Origin of the sequence: Rahnella sp. R3(2024), from assembly GCF_042920125.1 — a bacterium.
Classification (GTDB): domain Bacteria; phylum Pseudomonadota; class Gammaproteobacteria; order Enterobacterales; family Enterobacteriaceae; genus Rahnella; species Rahnella rivi.
On the sequence record NZ_JBHGBU010000001.1, the window covers coordinates 1,470,791 to 1,494,552 of the forward strand.

At 54.1% G+C, this 23,762-nt stretch carries 17 protein-coding genes; 2 read left to right on the plus strand and 15 right to left on the minus strand.

Annotated elements, in window-relative coordinates:
* Window position 1: 1 nt before the first annotated feature.
* The 4 genes from ABSH60_RS06600 to ABSH60_RS06615 all read right to left on the minus strand — a co-directional run bounded on the left by ABSH60_RS06600 (window position 2) and on the right by ABSH60_RS06615 (window position 5,657).
* Window positions 2-733, minus strand: a complete 732-nt coding sequence (locus ABSH60_RS06600; protein WP_390973242.1) for a phosphoadenylyl-sulfate reductase — start codon at window positions 731-733, stop codon at window positions 2-4.
* A gap of 24 nt (window positions 734-757) precedes the next feature.
* Window positions 758-2,494 (minus strand): assimilatory sulfite reductase (NADPH) hemoprotein subunit, encoded by a 1,737-nt coding sequence (gene cysI / locus ABSH60_RS06605; RefSeq protein ID WP_390973244.1) that lies wholly within the window; start codon window positions 2,492-2,494, stop codon window positions 758-760.
* A 27-nt stretch (window positions 2,495-2,521) separates the two neighbouring features.
* Window positions 2,522-4,324 (minus strand): NADPH-dependent assimilatory sulfite reductase flavoprotein subunit, encoded by a 1,803-nt coding sequence (gene cysJ, locus ABSH60_RS06610; protein ID WP_390973246.1) that lies wholly within the window; start codon window positions 4,322-4,324, stop codon window positions 2,522-2,524.
* Window positions 4,325-4,667: 343 nt separating this feature from the next.
* The gene (locus tag ABSH60_RS06615) at window positions 4,668-5,657 is read right to left on the minus strand and encodes an alpha/beta hydrolase-fold protein (protein ID WP_390973248.1); all 990 of its coding nucleotides are present in this window, start codon (window positions 5,655-5,657) and stop codon (window positions 4,668-4,670) included.
* Between the two features lie 168 nt (window positions 5,658-5,825).
* On the opposite strand from ABSH60_RS06615, the gene queD reads away from it, so the two are divergent.
* Complete coding sequence (gene queD, locus ABSH60_RS06620) at window positions 5,826-6,188, plus strand: 6-carboxytetrahydropterin synthase QueD (RefSeq protein WP_056772857.1); 363 nt, start codon at window positions 5,826-5,828, stop codon at window positions 6,186-6,188.
* A 10-nt stretch (window positions 6,189-6,198) separates the two neighbouring features.
* Here the strand turns inward: queD and queE are convergent, their stop codons facing one another.
* The 6 genes from queE to rlmD form a co-directional block, all read right to left on the minus strand.
* Window positions 6,199-6,870, minus strand: coding sequence for a 7-carboxy-7-deazaguanine synthase QueE (gene queE / locus ABSH60_RS06625; protein WP_056773084.1), 672 nt, complete (start codon window positions 6,868-6,870; stop codon window positions 6,199-6,201).
* A gap of 165 nt (window positions 6,871-7,035) precedes the next feature.
* Entirely contained in the window at window positions 7,036-8,340 is a 1,305-nt protein-coding gene (gene eno, locus ABSH60_RS06630; RefSeq protein ID WP_056772870.1) for a phosphopyruvate hydratase, read from the minus strand.
* Window positions 8,341-8,421: 81 nt separating this feature from the next.
* Window positions 8,422-10,059 carry a glutamine hydrolyzing CTP synthase gene (pyrG, locus tag ABSH60_RS06635; protein WP_056772874.1) on the minus strand — a complete coding sequence of 546 codons (1,638 nt, stop codon included), beginning with the start codon at window positions 10,057-10,059 and terminating at the stop codon, window positions 8,422-8,424.
* A 334-nt stretch (window positions 10,060-10,393) separates the two neighbouring features.
* The gene (mazG, locus tag ABSH60_RS06640) at window positions 10,394-11,212 is read right to left on the minus strand and encodes a nucleoside triphosphate pyrophosphohydrolase (protein WP_390973250.1); all 819 of its coding nucleotides are present in this window, start codon (window positions 11,210-11,212) and stop codon (window positions 10,394-10,396) included.
* An 80-nt stretch (window positions 11,213-11,292) separates the two neighbouring features.
* Window positions 11,293-13,536: a GTP diphosphokinase gene (relA, locus tag ABSH60_RS06645; protein WP_056772881.1), complete on the minus strand. Its 2,244-nt coding sequence runs from the start codon at window positions 13,534-13,536 to the stop codon at window positions 11,293-11,295.
* Between the two features lie 9 nt (window positions 13,537-13,545).
* Window positions 13,546-14,910, minus strand: coding sequence for a 23S rRNA (uracil(1939)-C(5))-methyltransferase RlmD (gene rlmD / locus ABSH60_RS06650; protein ID WP_390973253.1), 1,365 nt, complete (start codon window positions 14,908-14,910; stop codon window positions 13,546-13,548).
* A gap of 63 nt (window positions 14,911-14,973) precedes the next feature.
* On the opposite strand from rlmD, the gene barA reads away from it, so the two are divergent.
* A complete protein-coding gene (barA, locus tag ABSH60_RS06655) occupies window positions 14,974-17,724 on the plus strand; it encodes a two-component sensor histidine kinase BarA (protein ID WP_122096451.1) in 2,751 nt (916 codons plus the stop codon).
* A 70-nt stretch (window positions 17,725-17,794) separates the two neighbouring features.
* On the opposite strand, the gene ABSH60_RS06660 is transcribed toward barA, so the two are convergent.
* The 5 genes from ABSH60_RS06660 to ABSH60_RS06680 all read right to left on the minus strand — a co-directional run bounded on the left by ABSH60_RS06660 (window position 17,795) and on the right by ABSH60_RS06680 (window position 23,592).
* Window positions 17,795-19,102 (minus strand): alanine racemase, encoded by a 1,308-nt coding sequence (locus ABSH60_RS06660; protein WP_390973255.1) that lies wholly within the window; start codon window positions 19,100-19,102, stop codon window positions 17,795-17,797.
* A 140-nt stretch (window positions 19,103-19,242) separates the two neighbouring features.
* Window positions 19,243-20,382 (minus strand): glycerate kinase, encoded by a 1,140-nt coding sequence (locus ABSH60_RS06665; RefSeq protein WP_183850099.1) that lies wholly within the window; start codon window positions 20,380-20,382, stop codon window positions 19,243-19,245.
* Window positions 20,383-20,502: 120 nt separating this feature from the next.
* The gene (garR, locus tag ABSH60_RS06670) at window positions 20,503-21,393 is read right to left on the minus strand and encodes a 2-hydroxy-3-oxopropionate reductase (protein ID WP_183850157.1); all 891 of its coding nucleotides are present in this window, start codon (window positions 21,391-21,393) and stop codon (window positions 20,503-20,505) included.
* 26 nt (window positions 21,394-21,419) lie between these two features.
* A complete protein-coding gene (garL, locus tag ABSH60_RS06675) occupies window positions 21,420-22,190 on the minus strand; it encodes a 2-dehydro-3-deoxyglucarate aldolase (protein WP_122096455.1) in 771 nt (256 codons plus the stop codon).
* A 55-nt stretch (window positions 22,191-22,245) separates the two neighbouring features.
* Window positions 22,246-23,592 carry an MFS transporter gene (locus tag ABSH60_RS06680; protein WP_122096456.1) on the minus strand — a complete coding sequence of 449 codons (1,347 nt, stop codon included), beginning with the start codon at window positions 23,590-23,592 and terminating at the stop codon, window positions 22,246-22,248.
* Window positions 23,593-23,762: the final 170 nt, after the last annotated feature.

A 23,762-nucleotide genomic window follows, 5' to 3' on the forward strand; every position in this document is an offset into this window, starting at 1 on the left:
ATTATTCGTGCAGGCCGCATTCACGTTTCAGACCAAAGAAGCGCGTGTCTTCTTCCTTCATCCCTTCTTCCCACTTTTTCGTGGTATGGGTGTCACCCACGGAAAGATAGCCCTGATCCCAGAGCGGGTGATAACTCAGACCGTTGTCTTTCAGATATTGGAAAATCTGACGATTGTCCCAGTCGATAATCGGCAGGAGCTTAAACACCCCGCGCTGAACGGCCAGCACCGGCAGATGCGCACGGCTGCCAGACTGCTCACGGCGCAGACCAGCGAACCAGGTCTGCACGCCGAGTTGCTGAATCGCACGGTTCATCGGCTCAACTTTGTTGATCTGATTGTACTGTTCGATCCCTTCTACGCCCTGCTCCCAAAGCTTACCGTAGCGCGCTTCCTGCCACGCGGCTGACTGTTCTGCGCGGAACACCTGCAGATTCAGGTTCAGCTGTTCAGTGAGCGTATCGATGAACTGATAAGTTTCCGGAAACAGATAACCGGTATCGGTAAGGATCACCGGAATATCGGATTTCTGCTGAGTCACCAGATGCAGACAAACTGCCGCCTGAATGCCGAAACTGGAGGAAAGCGCGAATTCGCCGGGCATGTTTTCCAGCGCCCATTGCACACGCTCCTGTGCCGACAGCTTTTCGAGGCTGACGTTAATTTCCGCCAGCGCCATCGCCTGCCCGGATTTCGGTAACTCATTCAATTGCGCAAGACTGAGTAAACTCATAGCGTCTCCGATAAGTCGTCGTACTTAATCGTAAAAATCACGAGCCGGATCGAGCACCGGCCTGATGATGCCTGCGCGGATCACAAAGTCGCCGAAGCCTTCGTTTGTTTCGCGCTCTTTTGCCCAGCGACCCACCAGCTCATCGATGATGCTCAGGATCTCTGTATCAGAAATATTTTCGCGGTACATACGCGGAATGCGCGTACCCGCACGGTTGCCGCCAAGATGCAGGTTGTAGCGGTTCATCGCTTTGCCGACTAAACCGATCTCAGCCAGCAATGCACGCCCGCAACCGTTAGGGCACCCGGTGACGCGCAGAACGATATGTTCATCGCCTACGCCGTGGCCATGCATGATATCTTCGACTTTGGTCACAAATTCCGGCAGGAAGCGTTCTGCTTCTGCCATCGCCAGCGGACAGGTCGGATAAGACACGCAGGCCATCGAGTTTTTGCGCTGCTCGGTGACACCGTCGTCGATCAGGCCGTGATTACGCGCCAGCGTTTCGATCGCGTCTTTGTCTTTTTCCGAAACACCCGCCACGATCAGGTTCTGGTTAGCAGTAAGCCTGAAATCGCCTTTATGGATCTTAGCAATTTCTGCCAGACCGGTTTTCAGCGGCTTGCCCGGATAATCGAGAATACGGCCATTTTCGATAAACAGCGTCAGGTGCCATTGTTTGTCGATGCCTTTAACCCAACCGATGCGATCGCCGCGACCGGTGAATTCATAAGGGCGGATATCCGCAAACTGAATCCCGGCGCGTTTTTCAACTTCGGCTTTGAATACCGGCACACCCACGCGTTCCAGGGTGTATTTGGTTTTGGCGTTTTTACGGTTAGTACGGTTACCCCAGTCGCGCTGCGTGGTGACCACCGCTTCGGCCACGGCCAGCGTATTCTCCAGCGGAATAAAGCCCAGCTCGCTGGCGGTGCGCGCGTATGTGGCTTTATCGCCGTGTGCGATAGAAAGCCCGCCGCCGACCAGCACGTTGAAGCCGACCAGTTTGCCGTTGTCGGCAATTGCCACGAAGTTCAGATCGTTAGCGTGAAGATCCACATCATTTTGCGGCGGGATCACCACGGTGGTTTTGAATTTACGCGGTAAATAGGTTGCGCCGAGGATCGGCTCTTCGTCGGTAGTTTCGACTTTTTCCTGATCCAGCCACACTTCGGCGTAAGCCCGAGTGCGCGGCAGCAGGTGTTCGGAGATTTTCTTCGCCCACTGATACGCTTCCTGATGCAGTTCTGACTCCACCGGATTCGACGTACACAACACGTTACGGTTAACGTCGTTGGCGGTCGCCAGCGCATCCAGACCCAGCTTGTTCAGCAGCTGATGCACGGGTTTGACGTTCGGCTTAAGAATGCCGTGGAACTGGAATGTCTGACGGTTCGTGATACGGATGCTGCCGTAAATCGTGCTGTCATCGGCGAATTTGTCGATGCCCAGCCACTGCGCAGGCGTCATCACCCCGCCCGGCAAACGGCAGCGCAGCATCATGGCATGACGCGGCTCCAGTTTTTGCTCGGCACGTTCGGCACGGATATCACGGTCATCCTGCTGATACATGCCGTGGAAACGGATTAACAGGAAGTTGTCACCGTTAAAACCGCCAGTCAGGCCGTCTTTTAAATCTTCTGTGATGGTTCCGCGCAGGAAATTGCTTTCCTTTTTCAGGCGCTCGGCGTCAGCCAGCGGGGCGTCGACGATTAACGGGCCCGGACCGGGATTGAGTTCACTCCACAACTTATTGCTCATAAGGTTTTCGCTCATTGCTCAAATTCGTTAATACACGTCGCGCTGATAACGGCGATCCAGGCGCAGCTCACTGAGGTATTCGTCGGCGGTTTCCAGATCCATCACGCCATATTCTGCGATGATCTCCAGTAACGCCTGCTCGACGTCCTTCGCCATACGGTTAGCGTCACCACAGACATACACGTGCGCGCCTTCCTGCAACCATTGCCAGACTTCCGCACCTTGCTCGCGCAGTTTGTCCTGTACGTAAACTTTTTCAGCCTGATCGCGTGACCATGCCAGAGAGATATGGGTCAGCAGGCCGTCTTTCACGTAACGCTGCCATTCCACCTGATAAAGGAAATCGTCGGTAAAGTGCGGGTTACCAAAGAACAGCCAGTTTTTGCCAGTGGCGCCATCGTTATCACGCTGCTGAATAAAGGCGCGGAACGGCGCGATGCCGGTACCCGGACCAATCATAATGACCGGCGTTTCAGGATTGGCTGGCAGGCGGAAGTTGTCGTTGTGCTCGATAAACACTTTCAGTTCGCCATCTTCTTCCAGACGATCCGCCAGATAACCGGATGCACCGCCAGAACGCGGACGGCCATCGATATCGTAGCGCACCACGCCAACGGTAATATGGACTTCAGATTCGGTTTCCGCCTGCGAAGAGGCAATGGAATAGAGGCGCGGCGTCAGCGGACGCAGTAAATCCACCAGCTGTTGAGCATCCAGCTCAGTCGGCGCGCGGCGCACCATATCGACGAACGGCACGGTCTGTGCGTAGTGCTGAAGCGCAGATTTGTCCGCCAGTAAACCGGTCAGTTGTTCATCACGACACAGACCGGCGTATTTCTCAATGATAGGCGTGGTGTTCTGGGTCAGTTCAATGTGGTGTTGCAGGGCTTCTGAAAGCGACAGTTTTTTATCATTCACTTCAACGGTTTCATCGCCTTTCAGCCACAACAGCTCGACGATTTCCTGCACCAGCTGCGGATCGTTTTCAAACCAGATGCCCAGCGCATCGCCTGGCTGGTAGCGCAAACCGGAATCACCCAGATCAATTTCCAGATGACGGACGTCTTTATCAGAATCCCGACCGGTAATTTTCTGGTTTACCGCGAGGGTCGCCGTCAGCGGCAACTCTTTAGTGTAAGGGCTGCTGTCGACCTGATTCACACTGCCCGCCAGCGTCGGCGCAGGCTGTGCAGAAACGTCAGCCGGTACGCGTTGTTTCAATACATCGACTATGCGCTTGCGCCACTCCTGCGCCACGTCTTTGTACTCAACGTCGGCATCCACGCGGTCTAACAACCGCTCTGCGCCCAGCTCCCCCAGGCGGGTATCAAAGTCTTTACCGGCCTGACAGAAGAATTCGTAAGACGTATCGCCCAGTGCAAACACCGCAAAGGCGGTATCTTTCATTTGCGGCGCTTTTTTGGATTGCAGGAATTTATGCAGCGCGACGGCTTCTTCCGCCTGCTCGCCTTCGCCTTGCGTGGAGGCCACGATCAGCAGCAGTTTTTCCTGTCCAATTTGCTTGAATTTGTAGTCACCGGCGTTCACCAGATTGACGTTCAGCTTCGCGGCGATCAAATCGTCACGCAGTTGCTCAGCAACGCGGCGGGCATTGCCGGTTTGCGATGCGGAGATCAAGGTGATCGACGCCGCTGCCGGGGCGGAAACCGGCGCAGAAACCACGTCAGGTTGCTGGTTTACCCTTCCCCAGAAATAACCGGAGAGCCAGGCCATCTGAGTGGGTGAGAAGTCACCCGTCGCCGATTGAAGGCGGGTCATTTGCTCGGGGGTCAGCGGGAGCAGTGAATTTGGAGGAGCCTGAGTCGTCATCGCGGTACGAATTCCCTTATGCAGAAGCCAGTCATCAATCCGGCCTTTTACGCTTTTGGCGCCCTTTGCGGTTCAACGAGCGCGCAGGAAAGACCTTTATTGTTTGTAAGGTTAACGAGGCGGATGATAACAATTAAAGAAGTGATGGAAATAATAAATAACCAAAAGGACTAAGAGCATTTAGAGGTAAGTTCTAGCGGAAAAACTGGTAAGTGAAGATTTTTATCGCACTGAAATCGCTAAAAAAATTCCCGCACACTTTTCAGGTACTCAGCAAAGTGCCGGATAGATAAAGAAAAACCCCGCCAAAGCGGGGTGATGAATTTTTCTCATTAACCACACATCAGAGATGGAAGGCGTTGTGCTGCTCGAACCAGGCAAACTGTCCGGCGGCGAAAACCGACATCTTACTGCCGCTGTGCCCGACGTCAGAGAGATCAACAAAGTGCCAGTTAAATGGCGTGTTATTTTGCTCAGCCCGTTGCTGGGAAGTCGTGAAATAGCTCTCGGCACGATCCAGACGGTTGGCACCCTGCGCCATGGCCTGCTTGGATTTACGCAACAGATGATTTTCCGGATCGTCATCTTCTGCACCCACAGCAATCAGCACCGGTTTGGCGAAGTAATCGTCCAGTTGCTGCTGACTGACCGCGACCGGTGCCTCACGCAGGCCGTAGGGCCAGCGCTGATCGGTATCGGGCAGAGTCCACCACCCTGCCGCCGCGCACACCGCCGCTTTGACATTTGGCTGCGGTAACAACGTCAGCATTCGGTGTACAAACTGGCAGCCCGCACTGTTGCCAAACAGATAGTATTGCTTCTGGCTGGTCACACCCTGCTTTTGCAGCGTGGTAAAAATGTTGTCGACAATACTGAATGCCCACTGGGATTTCGGCTGGCGGTGGTGGGTTTTGCTGTCCACCAGATTACCGAGGTTGTAACCCCCAGCACCCGGAAAATCCTGCTCGCTGAAATGCGGCACCACAACCCGCAAATGATACTGATCGGCCACGGTCATCCAGTCATTACGATACGTGGCCGCATTGCGATCGACACCAGTCATGACCATCACGACAGGCGTGGTTTCGTCTGCACCGGCGGGCTGATAGGTAAATACTTCCAGCGTCTTTTTGCTTTGCGCCAGAGGAATATGCATCACGCCAGCGCCCGGCGGAAACGTCACTGACACTTTCGCCGCCACCGGCGCTTTCACCTCGGGGTGAACGGTTTTCGCCACCGCGGGCGCAGGAACCTGTTCGGGCGAGGCGGTTTGTGCCTGAACGCCAGCAGAGATAAACAGCGCCAGGACAGCGCAACGAAGCACAGTAATCATTCACTATCTCAACAGGTTAGTTTCTACCGGCTCACTGTATGCCAGTAACGCTGGCAGTGTAAAGGCAGTAAAAGTCATGATTTGGTGAAGAAAAGCGCAGTGAAGTCATGGCACGCAGGGCGGTATTCCGGTACTATGCCGCGTTTTTTCGAGCAACGAGACTGCCTCATGACCACCACATTATTTAAAGATTTTCAGTTCGAAGCCGCCCACCATTTGCCGCATGTGCCTGCCGGACATAAATGCGGACGGTTGCACGGCCACTCTTTCACCGTGCGTTTAGAAATCACCGGTGAAGTGGATCCGTATACCGGCTGGGTAATGGATTTCGCCGATCTGAAAGCCGCGTTCAATCCAACGCTGGAACGTCTCGATCACTACAATCTGAACGATATTCCGGGATTAGAAAACCCGACCAGCGAAGTGCTGGCCGCGTGGATCTGGAACGAGATGAAACCGAAGTTACCTTTACTCAGCGCCGTGCGAGTGAAAGAAACCTGCACTGCGGGCTGCGTTTACCGCGGCGAATAAACATCGCACGTTATGCGATGTTTAAGTATTTGTGCGTCTGCATCGACAGCCGCCAGTTCCTTGCAATGCAGGTCGCGATGCAAAGTCTGGTGGCTTCTTCTTTTTGGCTGATCGGTTGCAGGGCGATAATTCGCGCTTTGCTGTCAGTCAGTGTTTCCAGCAACGTATCCAGAGCGTCGATATCACGCTGACGCGCCACCGGATGTTTCACTTCATCAGCACGTTTCAGTGCCTGCGGCAGAATGTCATAGCCTCCGCGCATATTCACTTTTGGCGAAACGGTCACCCAGGTATTCACCGAACAACGCACTTCATGCGTACCGCTGGTTTCAATCTGGCAGCTGAACCCGTTCTTCTCCAGCAGCATCGTCAATGGCATCAGATCATAAATACACGGCTCGCCGCCGGTGATCACGATATGGCGTGCGGTGTAGCCTTGCTGCACAATGATGTCCAGCAACTGCTCGGAGGTCGCATTGCCCCATGCATCGCTCTCTTCCGTTTTGACCAGAATGCGCTGCATATCGACTTCCCGATCGGCAATTTTATCCCAGGTGTGTTTGGTGTCGCACCAGCTGCACCCCACCGGACAGCCTTGCAGGCGTACAAAAATCGCCGGCACGCCGGTAAAATAACCTTCCCCTTGCAGGGTTTCGAACATCTCATTTATCGGGTACTGCATCTTTTTCTCAGTCATCTCTAAAAAATCAGCGCGCATTATCACAGATAAGACCTGTGGGACCAAACCTGAGCTGTAAATGAGTATGGCAGATTTCTGTTGCGGGACCTTTCAGGCATAAAAAAACCCGCCGAAGCGGGTTTTTAGAAAGAGTTTACAGGGCAGTAATTACTGGCCTTTCACTTCTTTCAGACCGTTGAACGGTGCAGGTGTGCCTTGTGCAGCCAGCGCTTCTTCGATACGGATCAGCTGGTTGTATTTAGCTACACGGTCAGAACGGCTCATAGAACCTGTTTTGATCTGGCCGGCAGCAGTACCCACAGCCAGGTCAGCGATGGTTGCATCTTCAGTTTCGCCTGAACGGTGAGAGATAACGGCAGTGTAGCCCGCGTCTTTCGCCATTTTGATCGCAGCCAGAGTTTCGGTCAGTGAACCGATCTGGTTGAATTTGATCAGGATGGAGTTAACGATGCCTTTATCGATACCTTCTTTCAGGATCTTGGTGTTGGTAACGAACAGGTCGTCGCCCACCAGCTGGATTTTGTCGCCCAGCACTTTAGTCTGGTATGCGAAACCATCCCAGTCAGATTCGTCCAGACCGTCTTCGATAGAAACGATTGGGTATTGTTTGGTCAGGTCTTCCAGGAAGTGAGTGAACTCTTCAGAAGTGAAGGCTTTGTTGCCTTCGCCAGCCAGAACGTATTTGCCATCTTTGTAGAATTCAGATGCTGCGCAGTCCATCGCCAGAGTGATGTCTTTGCCCAGTTCGTAGCCTGCTGCTTTAACCGCTTCCGCGATCACAGACAGTGCTTCTGCGTTAGAACCCAGGTTTGGCGCATAGCCACCTTCGTCACCAACAGCAGTACCCATGCCTTTAGATTTCAGAACTTTAGCCAGGGTGTGGAAAACTTCAGAACCCATACGGATGGCTTCTTTCAGCGTTTTCGCGCCAACAGGCTGGATCATGAACTCTTGAATATCAACGTTGTTATCAGCGTGTTCGCCGCCGTTGATGATGTTCATCATAGGCAGTGGCATAGAATATTTGCCTGGGGTGCCGTTCAGTTCTGCGATATGAGCGTACAGTGGCAGACCTTTAGAGGCAGCCGCCGCTTTAGCAGCAGCCAGGGAAACAGCCAGAATCGCGTTAGCACCGAACTGAGATTTGTTCTCAGTACCGTCAAGATCGATCATGATCTTGTCGATGTTAGCCTGGTCTTTCGCGTCTTTACCCATTACTGCCTGAGCAATTGGACCGTTAACAGCAGCAACGGCTTTCAGTACGCCTTTGCCCAGGAAACGGGATTTGTCACCGTCACGCAGTTCCAGCGCTTCGCGGGAACCAGTAGAAGCACCAGATGGTGCAGCAGCCAGACCAACGAAACCGCCTTCCAGATGAACTTCAGCTTCTACGGTCGGGTTACCACGGGAGTCGATGATTTCACGACCGATGACTTTAACGATTTTGGACATTAGGATTTCCTCAGTACAAGTTAACTAAAGCTTCGGACAAGTGATCCCAGGCAGTCTGCCCCGCACCACTTCCCCGGTATTTTATTTTACCTGACGCTTCTGATACTCACCGGCAGCCTTCACGAAGCCTGCAAACAGCGGATGACCATCACGCGGCGTAGACGTAAATTCTGGATGGAACTGGCAAGCCACAAACCATGGATGATTTGGCAGCTCGATGATTTCCACCAGTTGCTTATCGCCAGAGCGACCGGCTACGCGTAAACCTGCGGCTTCGATAGGTTTGAGCAGCATATTGTTTACTTCGTAACGGTGACGATGACGTTCAACTATTGTCGGTTCGCCGTACATCTCACGAACCAGGCTGCCATCGCTCAGGTGACATTGCTGCCCGCCAACGCGCATGGTGCCGCCTAAATCACTGTCTTCGGTACGTACTTCAACGTTACCGTCTTCATCTCGCCATTCGGTGATCAGCGCCACCACAGGGAATTTACAGTCTGGCACAAATTCAGTGGAGTTGGCATTTTCCATACCCACCACATTGCGGGCGAACTCCATCAGTGCCACCTGCATACCCAGACAAATGCCCAGATAAGGAATGTTGTTTTCACGCGCATAACGGGCGGTGGCCACTTTGCCTTCAACACCACGGTAGCCGAAGCCACCTGGGATAAGGATAGCGTCCAGGCCTTTGAGCACTTCAACACCACGGGTTTCGACATCCTGAGAGTCGATAAGTTTAATGTTCACGGTGAGACGATTTTTCAGGCCGCCGTGTTTGAGCGCTTCAATCACAGACTTATAGGCGTCTGGCAGCTCAATATACTTACCGACCATCCCGATAGTGACTTCACCACCCGGGTTCGCTTCTTCGTAAACCACCTGCTCCCACTCGGAAAGATTCGCTTCCGGCGCATTCAGGTTAAAACGCTTACAAATATAGTCGTCCAGACCCTGAGATTTCAAGAGGGCCGGGATTTTATAAATGGAATCAACATCTTTAAGAGAAATAACCGCTTTTTCTGGCACGTTACAGAACAGAGCGATTTTCGCACGTTCGTTCGCAGGCACTGCGCGATCGGAACGGCAAATCAGCACGTCAGGCTGGATCCCGATGGACAGCAGCTCTTTGACGGAGTGCTGAGTCGGTTTGGTTTTGACTTCACCGGCAGCCGCCATGTACGGCACCAGCGTCAGATGCATATACAGCGTGTGCTCACGGCCCACGTCAACGGCCATCTGACGAATCGCTTCCAGGAACGGCAGGGATTCGATATCACCCACGGTACCGCCGATTTCCACCAGCACCACATCATGGCCTTCGCCGCCTTCGATGATGCGTTCTTTGATGTTATTGGTGATGTGCGGGATAACCTGAATGGTCGCGCCGAGATAGTCGCCGCGGCGCTCTTTGCGCAGCACGTCGGAATAAATACGGCCAGTGGTGAAGTTGTTACGACGGGTCATTTTGGTACGAATGAAGCGCTCGTAGTGACCAAGGTCCAGATCCGTTTCAGCGCCATCTTCGGTAACGAAGACTTCGCCGTGTTGGGTCGGGCTCATGGTACCGGGATCCACGTTGATATACGGGTCCAGTTTCATCATAGTCACGTTGAGGCCACGGGCTTCGAGAATAGCCGCCAGAGAGGCTGCGGCAATGCCTTTACCCAGAGAGGATACGACCCCGCCGGTCACAAAAATATAATTAGTTGTCATGCTGAACCTGAGAGGTTAGGTTTAAAGATGATGGAGTAACCAAGACGGGAAAACAGTATACCGGAACCTTGTGTGCGCCACAAATAAACGTTTTGCTGCCCATCATCGTTTTCCTCAGCGTCAGTTCAGAAGAGTTAATCCTGCAGGTCACATTCTCTCAGTCTTTCAAAAACAACCAGTTAGCGATTAAAATTGTGTGGTGACTCTCATCCATCCGTAAAACATCTTAGATTTCAGTTTGTTGTACTTTAATGCTCTCAGATCAGGCTTTTATCTGCCGAATGCCGTTGAGCTTAACCGTTTCAGCAACGGCAGATCTTGTCGCCGATCAAAGTCAGAGCACAGGTTTTACCGCTTCACCCTGCTTTACCTGCTGCCACGCGGCTTCCATCTGCTCTAAGGTCGCGTCTTCCATGCTCAGCCCCTGCTCGCGGATGATGTTTTCAACCTGACGGAAACGACGCTCGAACTTACGGTTAGCGGCTTGCAGCGCATCTTCTGCCTTGTGACCCAAATGGCGGGAAAGGTTAACCGTCGCGAACAGCAAATCGCCGATTTCCTCACCGAGTTTTTCTTCGTCGATCACCGCCTGGCGCGCTTCAAACATCACTTCATCGATTTCTTCATAGACTTTATCCAGCACCGGGCCGAGCGTGGTCCAGTCGAAGCCCACGTTTGAGCAACGCTTCTGAATTTTGTGCGCTTTCATCAGCGCAGGCAGTGCGGATGGAATATCGTCGAGCGCCGAATGCAGTGATTTGTCCGCCCGCTCCAGCGCCTTGCGCGCTTCCCATTTCACCAGAACGTCTTTGCTGCTGGCGTCTTTTGACCATGCAGCCTCGCCACCAAAGATTTGCGGATGACGGCGCTCGAGTTTATCCGAGATTGCGTTGCAGATATCGTCGAAGCCAAACAACCCCTGCTCGCTGCCCATTTGGGCGTAAAACACCACCTGAAACAGCAAATCGCCCAGTTCATCACGCACATCGTCATAATCCTTACGCGCGATGGCATCCAGCACTTCGTAAGTTTCTTCCAGCGTATACGGGGCGATAGTCTCGAAGGTTTGTTCTTTATCCCACGGGCAACCTGCCGCCGGGTCGCGCAGGGTTTTCATGATGGTGAGTAAGCGTTGCAGGGGTGATTCGGTCATGAGATCTGTCCGTTTTAAAAAGGGGTATGCCAAAGCAGGAATGAAAAAGGCCCGACGGGCGGGCCTTTACGTTTATACGATCAGTTGCCGTGCAGGCGTTTGGCGTCGATGACATCCGGCAGTTGGTTCAGTTTGGCGATCACGCGCCCCAGAACCTGCGGATTGTAGATCTCGATATCCATGTCGATGGTCGCCAGTTGCTGTTTGGTATCACTGCGGCTGGCGACGCCGAGCACGTTCACCTTCTCGTTGGCAAGAATGGTGGTGATGTCACGCAGCAGGCCGCTGCGATCGTTCGCCACGACACGCACAACCAGAGAATAGCCGCTGGAGTAGCTTTCGCCCCAGACGGCGTCAACCACGCGCTCAGGGGCGTTCAGACGCAAATCTTCCAGCTGATCACAATCGGCGCGGTGGATAGAAATCCCCCGTCCCTGCGTGATGTAGCCGACGATTTCGTCGCCCGGAATCGGCTGGCAGCAGCGCGCAATGTGGTGCATCAGATTGCCCACGCCTTCCACCACCACGCGTCCGTTATCTTTACTGCCGTTACGCTGTGGAGCCGGTGTGGTTTTCTGCGTCAGCTGACGCATCGCCTCTTTATCCAGCTCTTCCGCACTCGGCTTTTTCAGCTGCGATTGCAAGAAGTTGACCATCTGGTTGATGCGGATATCGCCGTTGCCAATGGCGGCCAGCACTTCGTCCAGCGAGTTGACGTTATAGCGCGGCAGCAGCAGTTTCTCGGCATCTTTGATGCTGATATCCATACGATCCAGTTCGTCGTCGAGGATCTGCTTACCGGCAATAATATTTTTGTCGCGATCCTGTTTACGGAACCAGTTTTGGATCTTCGACCGCCCGCGGCTGGTCGTCACGTAACCGAGGCTCGGGTTCAGCCAGTCACGGCTTGGGTTCGCATGCTTCTGGGTGATGATTTCAATCTGATCGCCCATTTGCAACTGATAGGTAAACGGCACAATGCGCCCGCCGATTTTTGCCCCGATACAGCGGTGCCCGACATCACTGTGGATGTGATACGCAAAATCGAGCGGCGTGGAGCCCATTGGCAGGTCGATGACATCGCCTTTTGGCGTAAACACGTAAACGCGATCATCAAAGACCTGGCTGCGAACTTCGTCGAGCATTTCGCCCGAATCAGCCATCTCTTCCTGCCACGCGATAAGTTTACGCAGCCACGCAATGCGGCCTTCGTAGCCACCGCTGCGACCACCCACCACGGCGGTGCCTTCTTTGTATTTCCAGTGCGCCGCGACGCCCAGTTCGGCATCTTCATGCATCTGACGGGTACGGATTTGCACTTCCAGCGTTTTACCGCGCGGCCCTAACACCACGGTGTGAATCGACTGATAACCGTTCGGTTTCGGGTTGGCGACGTAATCGTCGAACTCATCCGGCAGATGGCGGAAATGGGTGTGCACAATCCCTAACGCGGCGTAGCAATCCTGTAAACGTTCCACCACGATGCGCACGGCGCGCACGTCGAACAGTTCGTCAAAGGACAGGGATTTTTTCTGCATCTTGCGCCAGATGCTGTAGATGTGTTTCGGCCGGCCATAGACATCAACTTTGATGCCTTCTTCGCCCATCGCATTTTTCACGGTGGACACAAAATCATCGATGTACTGTTCACGGTCGATTCGACGCTCATGCAACAGTTTGGCAATGCGTTTGTATTCATCAGGATGCAGATAGCGGAAGCAGAAATCTTCCAGCTCCCATTTGAGCTGGCCGATACCGAGGCGATTAGCCAGCGGCGCATAGATGTTGGTACATTCTTTTGCCGCCAGTACGCGCTCTTCTTCCGGCGCGTCTTTCACTTCACGCAGATGCGCAATACGTTCGGCAAGTTTCAGCACCACGCAGCGGAAATCTTCCACCATCGCCAGCAGCATACGGCGGACGTTGTCCACCTGCTCGGAGGCCATGGAGTCATTTTGCGTGGCTTTCAGCTGGCGGATGGCATCCATATCACGCACGCCGTGCACCAGATCGGTAATGCCTTTACCGAACTGCTCCGTCAGCGTGTTTTCATCAATGATGCCATCATCGACCAGCGGGAACAGCAGCGCGGCACGCATACTGTCGTTGTCCATACTGAGGGTCGAGAGGATTTCTACCATCTCAAGACCGCGCCACAATAAGAGCGACGCGTCCGGATGGCCCTGCGTTTGCTGCTCGCAGTAGCGCCAGGTTTCGGCTAAACGGTCACATGACTGCTGGCTGGACAGCCCCAAACTGTTAATCCAGTCGTCGAGCGCAAACTCGCCAGCCGTGTTCAGATGTGCACTTCTTACCGCAACCATACCCTCTCCCTACGTGTCTGACACAACCCCGGTGTCAGATGGGTTGATAAACAGAGCCATCGATTCAAGGTGCCCGGTGTGCGGAAACATATCCAGCATACGAACCTGAGCCAACCGATAACCCGCCTCCAACAAAATTTTACTGTCCCGAGCCAATGTCGTGGGATTACAGGACACATACACCACGCGCTGCGGAGCAAGCTTTACGATATGCGCCATCACGCCCGCCGCACCACCCCGTGCAGGATCCAGCAAGACTTTATTGAAGCCTTGTGCCGCCCAGGGTTGCTGACTGACGTCGTCCTCCAGATTTTCGTGGAAGAATGACGCATTTTCTAATCCGTTATTTCGGGCATTATCTTGCCCATTCGCCACCAGTGTAGCAACACCTTCAACTCCGACAACCCGCTTAGCTCTTTTTGCCAGCGGAAGGGTGAAATTTCCCATGCCGCAAAACAAATCCAGCACGCGATCTTCTGGCGTTAGCGTCAGCCATTCCAGCGCCTGTGCCACCATTTGCTGGTTCACGGCGTCATTAACCTGAATAAAATCACGCGGGCCGAAAGTCAGGTTAAGACCATCAATCTGATACGTTGGTGCGTCGCCGTGCAAACGCTCCAGCGTCTCGCTGTCAGGTGCCAGAAACAGCGTTAACTGATGGTGCTGTGCAAACGCGGTAAGACGCGCGCGATCCGCCTCGCTGAGCGGATCCAGATGGCGCAGCACCAGCAGCGCGCCGTTATCGGCCAGCACCATTTCCAGATGTCCCAGCCGCTTCGCCGCCGTCAGTGACGCCAGACATTCCTGCACCGGCACCAGCAGTTGCTCAAGCTCCGGACGCAGTACCGGACAGCGGGTGATCGCCACCAGATCGTTTGATCCTTCCTGACGAAAACCCATCACCAGCGGTCCGTTTCCCGGTTTTCGCCCTGGCTTCGCGCCGGCGATTTGTAATCCGAGACGCGCACGGCGCCGGTAACCGTATTGCGGACCGGCGATCACCGGTTGCTCTTCGGGCTGAATACCGGTTTCCCGGGAGATCAGCCGTAACAGCGAGGCGGATTTGCTGCGCTGCTGTAATGCTTCACTGGCGTGCTGTTGCTGGCATCCTCCGCAGACAGAATAGTGCGGACACGCCGGTTTTACCCGGTCGGCGCTGGTGGTCAGCAAACGTTTCAGTCGCCCTTTGGCGTACTTACTTTTATCTTCTGTTAAAATCACTTCCGCCTGCTCGCCGGGCAATACGCCACTAACAAACACGGCTTTACCGTTATGACGCGCAACACCCTGCCCGAAAGCATCAAGATCGGTGGCGGTCACAGTTATCGTTTGCCGGGTCGTCACACGGCGGTTCGGAGAGTAGAATTGAGCCATTATTGTCGATTGCACGCTGGTTTATTAAGCTTACTTTAGGTAATTCTCCCACATTGGAACCTCATGACCAAATATAGCCTTCGCGCACGGATGATGATCCTGATTCTGGCACCGACATTAATGATCGGTTTGCTGCTCAGCACCTTCTTTGTGGTTCACCGATACAACGAGTTGCAGAATCAGCTGATCGACGCCGGAGCCAGTATTATTGAACCCCTGGCCGTCGCGAGCGAATACGGAATGACGTTCCGGGAGCGTGAACCGGTGAAGCGCCTTATCAGCCGTCTGCACCGCAATCATTCAGACATTGTCCGCAGCATCAGCGTTTTTGATGGCGACAATAAGTTGTTCGCCAGCTCCAATTCCCTGCATGAAGGCAGCCCGCTGCAGGTCAAAAGCGTAAAAGATATCCCTCGCGAACTGACCCAGGCACGTTTCGGGGATTCGCTGATCCTGCGCACCCCGGTTCAGGCGGAGAATCATACCGAGGCGGATGATGACTCGTTCAGTTCGTCTCCTGAGCATACCCTGGGTTATATCGCCGTTGAGTTAGATCTCAGCTCGGTCCGGCTGGCGCAATATCAGGAGGCCTTTGTCTCGACCATGCTGTTATTGCTGTGTCTGGGCATTGCCACACTGTTCGCTTATCGCCTGATGCGCGACGTCACCGGACCTATCCGAAACATGGTCAACACCGTTGACCGCATCCGCCGCGGGCAACTCGACAGCCGTGTGGAAGGCAACATGCCCGGCGAACTGAGTATGCTAAAAAACGGCATCAACTCGATGGCGATGTCGCTGACGGCGTACCACGAAGAAGTGCAGCAGAATATCGATCAGGCCACGTCCGATCTGCGGGAAACGCTTGAGCAGATGGAAATCCAGAACGTCGAACTGGATCTGGCGAAAAAGCGCGCTCAGGAAGCGGCGCGTATCAAATCTGAATTCCTCGCCAACATGTCTCATGAGCTGCGTACCCCGCTCAACGGCGTGATTGGTTTCACCCGCCAGACGCTCAAAACTCCGCTGTCGCCAACGCAGGCTGATTATCTGCAAACCATTGAACGTTCAGCAAATAACCTGCTGACCATCATCAATGACGTTCTGGACTTCTCTAAGCTGGAAGCCGGTAAACTGGTGCTGGAGCACATTCCTTTCTCACTGCATGAGATGCTCGATGAAGTGGTGATCCTGCTGGCACATACCGCGCACGACAAAGGCCTCGAACTGACGCTCAACGTGCACAACAACGTGCCAGAAAACGTGCTGGGCGACCCGATGCGAATGCAGCAAGTTGTCACTAACTTGCTGGGAAATGCGATTAAGTTCACTGAATCCGGCAACATCGACATCAATGTCGAGCTGCGTTCGCAGAACAATTTGCAGGTCGAGCTGGAGGTGCAGATCCACGACACCGGCATCGGGATTTCAGAGCGGCAGCAATCGCAACTTTTCCAGGCTTTCCGTCAGGCCGATGCCAGCATTTCGCGCCGCCACGGCGGCACCGGATTAGGTCTGGTGATCACCCAGCGTCTGGTCAAAGAGATGGGCGGCGACATCAGCTTCTACAGCCAGATCAACCGCGGTTCAACTTTCTGGTTCCACGTCACGCTCGAGCTGAATGAAAACCGCCATGTGACGCCGGTTTCCATGAGTTCCCTCGAGGGTAAACGTCTGGCCTATGTGGAAGCCAACCCGGCCGCCGCCAAGGCTACGATGGAAATTTTGCAGGCGACACCGCTTGAGGTCACGCATCGCACCTCGCTTGCCGCACTGCCGGACAACTACTACGACATGATGCTGTGCAGCATTCCGGTCAAACCAGAACAGACGCTGGCAGATTATGACGACCGGTTAAAACGCGTGCTGAGCATGACGCGGCACCTGCTGCTGGCGCTGCCAAGTCAGTTCCAGGTTGAGGCTGAAGAGCTCAAACGCCGCGGAGTGCAGGCGTGCCTGATCAAACCGATGTCCAGCATCCGCCTGCTGCCATTGTTGTTGAAAGAGCAACAACCTGCAGTGAGGATCCTCGGTTCAGATGAGACTAAAGCGGCACGACTGCCGCTCACGGCAATGGCGGTGGATGATAATCCGGCCAACCTCAAACTGATTGGTGCGCTGCTGGAAGAGCTGGTCGAAACCACCGTGCTGTGTCACAGCGGTGAAGAAGCGATTGAAGTGGCTCGTCACACTGATCTGGACATCATTTTGATGGACATCCAGATGCCGGATATAGATGGCATTCGTGCCAGCGAAATCATTCATCAGATGGCGCGCCACGCCAGCACGCCGGTAGTGGCGGTCACCGCCCACTCATTGAGCGGTGAACGTGAACAGCTTCTCAAACTGGGTATGGACGATTATCTGGCGAAACCTATCGACGAAGGCATGTTGAAAAACGTCCTGTCGCGCCATTACTCTCATCAGAATCAGCAGGATTCTCCGCTGCAAACGCAGGAAGATCTCGCGCCAAACAACACGCTCGACTGGCAACTGGCGTTAAGCCAGTCCGCCAATAAAGTTGCACTGGCGCAGGATTTACTGCAAATGCTGGTGGAATTCCTGCCACAGGTCGCCGTGCGTGTGGATGCCGTCGCCAGAGGTGAAACCGACGACGATATCCTCGCGCTCATCCATAAACTGCACGGCAGTTGCAGCTACAGCGGCGTCCCGCGCCTGAAACAGCTGTGCTATTACATCGAACAGCAACTGCGTCAGGGCGTTGGTGTGGAAACTCTGGAACCGGAATGGTTTGAATTGCTTGATGAGATTGAGAATGTGAAACGGGCTGCGGTGGCGTATTTACCGAGGTAGGTGAAGGGTTAAACGTTTCATACAAAACGCCCGGCAATGTCCGGGCGTTTTTACAGGTAGTCAACGTCTGTCAAAACCAGGTCGTCACTGCGCCGGTCACGTCCCACTGTTCATTCACCAGCAACAGCTGACGCCATTTGTCGAATGTCAGACAGGGGTGACAAATGTCGAACACCAGCATGTCACCGACTTTCAAATCGGCATTTTCAGGGATCGACATGAACGCATGCTGATCCATCATCGCATAAACCTTCCAGTCTTCCGGTGCTGGTACGACGGTGGTATAGCCTGACTGTGTTGCACTGCGGGGACGGAAATGACCGGCGGCCTTCGGGTATCCGGCGTCGTAGCCGGCGTCACGTTTGCCGAAAGCGATAATCGCCCGGCCCGGCTCCGGCAATGACTGCACGGCCGCCCAGACCTGCAAAGCAGGCTGTAAGCTGCTGTTCATTTCCCGTGCCACCGGATTACTGGTTTGCATTCTTTCCAGTGCAGCCTGATAGGCGCCGACGTCGTGCGTGACGTAACAACCAGAACGCAAAATCACATCCAGCTGATACCGTTTATCGCAGTCCAGATAGCGGCTCTCACGCGTTAACTCCTCCGCCACCACATCAAACCAGGCGGAACCTGCACCGGTTAATATCACCTGTTGTTCGGCGAATTCACCTGCCTGCGCCAGCGCTTCAGTACGCGCGACGACGTGGCGCAGAAATGCACGGATCGCCGCTTCGTCGTTGCTGACACCTTCATACAGCTCGACACCGATCAGCGCCAGAGACTGCGGCCAGCGTTTGACCGCGGCCAGCACTTCTGCTTCCTGTTCTGCGGTACGGATACCGGTACGCCCGCCCTGAATACCGTATTCAAACATCATGCGTAACGTCAGTTGCTGGCTGGCGAAGTAATGGCCGAGGGCATCAACGTTGTCGGCAGAATCCACCACACAGGAAAATTCGAAATCAGGATCCTCTCGCAGCAATCCGGCAATTATCGCCATATTGCCTTTGCCAATCAGCTGGTTCGCCATGATGACTTTGCGCACGCCATGCTTAAAAGCGGCATTAACCTGCGGCGCGGTCGCCAGCGTGATGCCCCACGCGCCAAATTCCAGCTGCATCTTATACAGCTCCGGGCTCATGGTGGTTTTGCCGTGTGGCGCGAGTTTTAACTGATAACGCTGAATAAATTCACGCATCCACGAAAGATTGTGTTCGATTCTCTCCTCGAGCAGCACTGCCACCGGCAGGCTGACGTCCTCGCGCAGGATATTCCAGCCTTGCTGGCGAATATCGCCCATGCAGGCATCCGCGCTGAGTGGCCCTAAACCTTTAGTGTGTGTATTGACCGGTTGCTTCGAAAAATCAATCTCTGACATGGCTACGTTCCCGTTGCGATTTGATTCTAAAAACTAACGTAAAATCGTCGGGAATAAAACACAAAAACCGGCGCAGGCTGGGCCTGAACACCGGTTTTTTAATGACGCATTGTTGCTGATTTTTTACTGTAAATAAGCTTTCAGAGCTTTTGCGATAACTTAATGGTCGCGGCAATATTGCGTGCTGATTTACGCAGATTATCAGCGGCATTTTTCAGCGCATCTTCCAGCGTACACACACTGTAGAGCACGCTGAAAACCGCATCCAGCCCGTGTGCATACACCACATCAACATCTTTCGTCAGGCTGCCCGCAATGCCGATCACCGGTTTGTTATAACGCTTGGCGACCCGCGCCACGCCGATCGGCACCTTGCCGTTGATGCTCTGGCTGTCGATTCGTCCTTCACCGGTGATCACAAGCGTGGCATCTTTCACTAACGCATCCAGCCCCAGCGCATCAGTGACGATCTCGATGCCCTGACGCAATTCCGCGCCGCAGAATCCGTACAGTGCTGCGCCCATACCGCCGGCCGCGCCTGCGCCGGGAACGTGCTCAACATCGATACCCAAATCCTGTTTGATCACGCTGGCGTAATGATGCAGATAACCGTCGAGTTGCTCGATCATCTCAGGCGTTGCGCCTTTTTGCGGGCCAAAGATGGCAGACGCACCGTCTTTGCCGGTCAGCGGATTGGTCACGTCACACGCCACTTCAAAGCGACATTTTTTGATCCGCGGATCCAGCCCGCTGATATCAATGTGATGCAGTTTCTCCAGCTCACCGCCGCCCTGGCCGATCGGTTTACCCTCCTGAGTCAGTAACTTCGCGCCCAGCGCCTGCATCATGCCAGCCCCGCCGTCATTGGTGGCGCTGCCGCCGATACCGATGATGCAGTGTTTGACGCCATGGTCGAGTGCCGAATGGATCAGTTCGCCTGTGCCATAAGAAGTGGTTTTAAGGGGATTACGCTGCGCCGCCGGGACACTTTCCAGCCCGCTGGCGGCCGCCATTTCGATAAAGGCGATTTTCTCGTCGCCGGAAAGCCCGAAGAACGCGTCGAGCGGTGTGCCCAGCGGGCCGGTAACATTCACTTTTACGATGCGTCCGCCGGTCGCCGCGACCATGGCTTCTACCGTTCCCTCACCGCCGTCGGCCACCGGCAATTTAATGTATTCCGCCTCAGGAAAAATCTCACGAAATCCGCTTTCGATGGCCTTCGCCACATCCAATGCAGACAAACTTTCTTTGTATGAATCCGGTGCGATCACTATTTTCATAAAGTCATTACCTTCATAACTGCACGCGCCGTTGTGGAATAGCGTCCTGTCAGTTTTGCTTTCTGCCGGAAGGGCAACGCGGCACGATTCACGTACATCTGGCCGCGCGGCCACCTCTGACTAACGGGTAACTTCAACCTTCGCTAAGTTTTCATAATAGCGTGCAATGGCGCTATGGTCAGATTGCCCGTGACCATCCGCTTTCAGAGCCTGCATCATTTCCATGACCAGCGAGGTCAGAGGCAGTTGCGCACCCACGCCATGAGAGGTGTCGAGTGCATTGGCTAAATCTTTGATGTGCAAATCAATACGGAAGCCCGGTTTGAAATTGCGATCCATCACCATCGGCGCTTTCGCTTCCAGAACGGTACTGCCTGCCAGTCCACCCCGGATGGCCTGGAATACCAGATTAGGATCGACGCCCGCTTTGGTGGCCAGCACCAGTGCTTCTGACATTGCCGCAATGTTGAGCGCAACAATGACCTGGTTTGCCAGCTTAGTGACGTTACCCGCGCCGATGTCGCCGGTATGCACCACAGATCCCGCCATCGACTTCATGATGTCATAGCAATGATCGAACACGGCTTTATCACCGCCAACCATCACCGACATGGTGCCGTCGATGGCTTTTGGTTCGCCGCCGGAGACGGGTGCATCCAGCATCGCAATTTGTTTCGCTGCCAGCGCTTCGCTGATTTCACGGCTGGCCAGCGGTGCGATGGAACTCATGTCGATGAAAATCGTCCCGGGACGCGCGCCTTCGATCAGGCCATTTTCGCCCAGCGCCACGTCTTTCACCTGAGGCGAATTTGGCAGCATAGTAATGATCACGTCAGACTGTTCAGCGACCGCTTTCGGCGTGTCAGCGGCGGTGGCACCCAGCGCAACAATTTCGCCCACGGTATCAAGATTGCGGTCCATGACCACCAGTTCATACCCTGCTTTGAGCAAGTTTTTGCTCATAGGCTTGCCCATGATGCCTAAACCAATAAAGCCAATTTTCATTCGAATGTCCTCTGATTATTGATGTGATGAGATCACTTAGTGAAGCGATCACACAGCGCCTGCGTTCCTGCGCGATAAATACCCAGGTCGCTGCCAACGGCCACAAAGGTCGCGCCCCATTCCATGTAGCGGCGCGCATCGGCTTCGACCGGCGCCAGAATGCCGCTGGATTTTCCGTGGGCTTTTGCGCGTTCAAAAATGTGACGAATGGCAGCCTGTACTTCCGGATGACCGGCATTGCCGAGGTGCCCCATGCCAGCGGCCAGATCGCTTGGCCCGACAAATATGCCGTCAATGCCGTCGGTTGCGGCAATCGCATCGAGGTTATCAACGCCCTGCTGGCTCTCGATTTGCACCATCACCGTGATGTTGTCGTTAATGCTGGTGAAGTAGTCCGGCACCGTGCCAAACATGTTGCTGCGATGCGAAACGGATACGCCGCGGATCCCTGCCGGCGGATAGCGCGTGGAGGCGACGGCACGTTCGGCTTGCTCCTGCGTCTCAACAAACGGGATCAGGAAATTGTAGAAACCGATATCGAGCAGACGTTTAATCACCACCGGCTCGTTGAATGGCGGTCGCACGACCGGCGCGCTTTTGCTGCCTTTAAGCGCCATCAGCTGGGGAACAAAAGTGCTGATGTCATTGGGTGCGTGTTCCCCGTCGAGCAACAGCCAGTCAAATCCTGCGACACCCAACACTTCTGTGGCAATCGGGTTGCACAATGCGGCCCAGCATCCGATCAGCGTTTTGCCTTGCAGTAAGTCCTGACGGAACCGGTTTGGAATCATTGGATTACTCATAGTTGACCTCGTTATAGGGCGGGCGCGGGAGTTCCCGTCTGCCCGCCATCGCAATTTACTGTTTCTTAAGTTCGAGACGCTTGATTTCACCGACGACCAGCAGGTAACACAGCATCGCCATCAGGGCGGAACAGCCGACGAAAATCAGAGCCATGTTGAAAGAATGCAACCCTTTAACGATATAGCCGATAACCAGCGGGGTAACGATTGACGCGACGTTGCCAAAGACGTTGAAGATACCGCCGCACAGGCCAATCACTTCTTTCGGCGCGGTATCTGCAATCACCGGCCAGCCCAGCGCACCGAAGCCTTTACCGAAGAACGCCAGCGCCATCAGGGTAACGACCAGGGTATTGTTATCGGTGTAGTTACATAAAATGATGCTGGTGGCTAACAGCATACCCAGCACAATCGGAATTTTACGCGCCACGGTCAGGGAGAAACCACGTTTGAGCAGGTAGTCGGAGAACACGCCGCCGAGTACGCCACCGGCAAAGCCGCACAACGCCGGAATGGCCGCAATCATCCCCACTTTGAGGATAGACATGCCCTTTTCCTGAACCAGATAAATCGGGAACCAGGTCAGGAAGAACCACGTAATACTGTTAATAAAGTATTGGCCGAAGAAGATCCCAAGCATCATGCGGTTGCTCAGCATCTGGCGCACATAGCTCCATTTCGGGCCACTTTTCGCGCCGTCGGCTTTCTTGTGGTCGATGTCGACCACCGCGCCGCCTTCTTTAATAAATTCCAGCTCGCTTTTCGATATGCCAGGGTGTTCCGGCGGGTTGTGGATAAATTTGATCCATACCAGCGTCAGTACAAAACCAATCACCCCCATCACGATAAAGACATGTTCCCAGCCCCAGGCGTAGGTCAGCCAGCCGAGCAGCGGAGAGAACAGCGCGAGCGAGAAATACTGAGCGGAGTTAAAAATCGCCGAAGCCGTTCCGCGTTCTTTCGTCGGGAACCAGGCCGCCACGATACGGGCGTTGGCCGGGAAGGAAGGCGCTTCGGAGAAACCGAGCATAAAGCGCAGTATGAACAACGTCAGCGCGCCGTACGCCAGCGGGAACCAGCCCACAAAACCTTGTAACAGTGTGAACAGTGACCAGAAAAACAGGCTGTAGGTGTAGACTTTTTTGGAACCGAATTTGTCCAGCAGCCAGCCGCCAGGCAACTGCATGATCAGATATGCCCAGCCAAACGCCGCGAAGATTTGCCCCATATCAGCGGCATCCAGGCCCAGCTCACGCGCGACCTCGGTACCGGCAATGGAAAGCGTTGCACGGTCGGCATAATTGACCGCCGTGATAAGAAATATAATCAGCAAAATATAATAGCGAATATGTGTTCGCGTCTTACTTTGCGCCAGCACTCGGGACTGGGATTGAACGCTCATGGTGACCCTCATTTTACTATTACGGAATCATTCGCAGAGAAATTACAGTTATCGAAATAACGTTTTTACTTTTCGCCTGCGGTTTTCCTTTATATGAGACAGACATTTCATAATTCTTTATTTATGTCTGAAATTTACCTGTATTGCTTTGAACGCTACCTTCAGAGGGC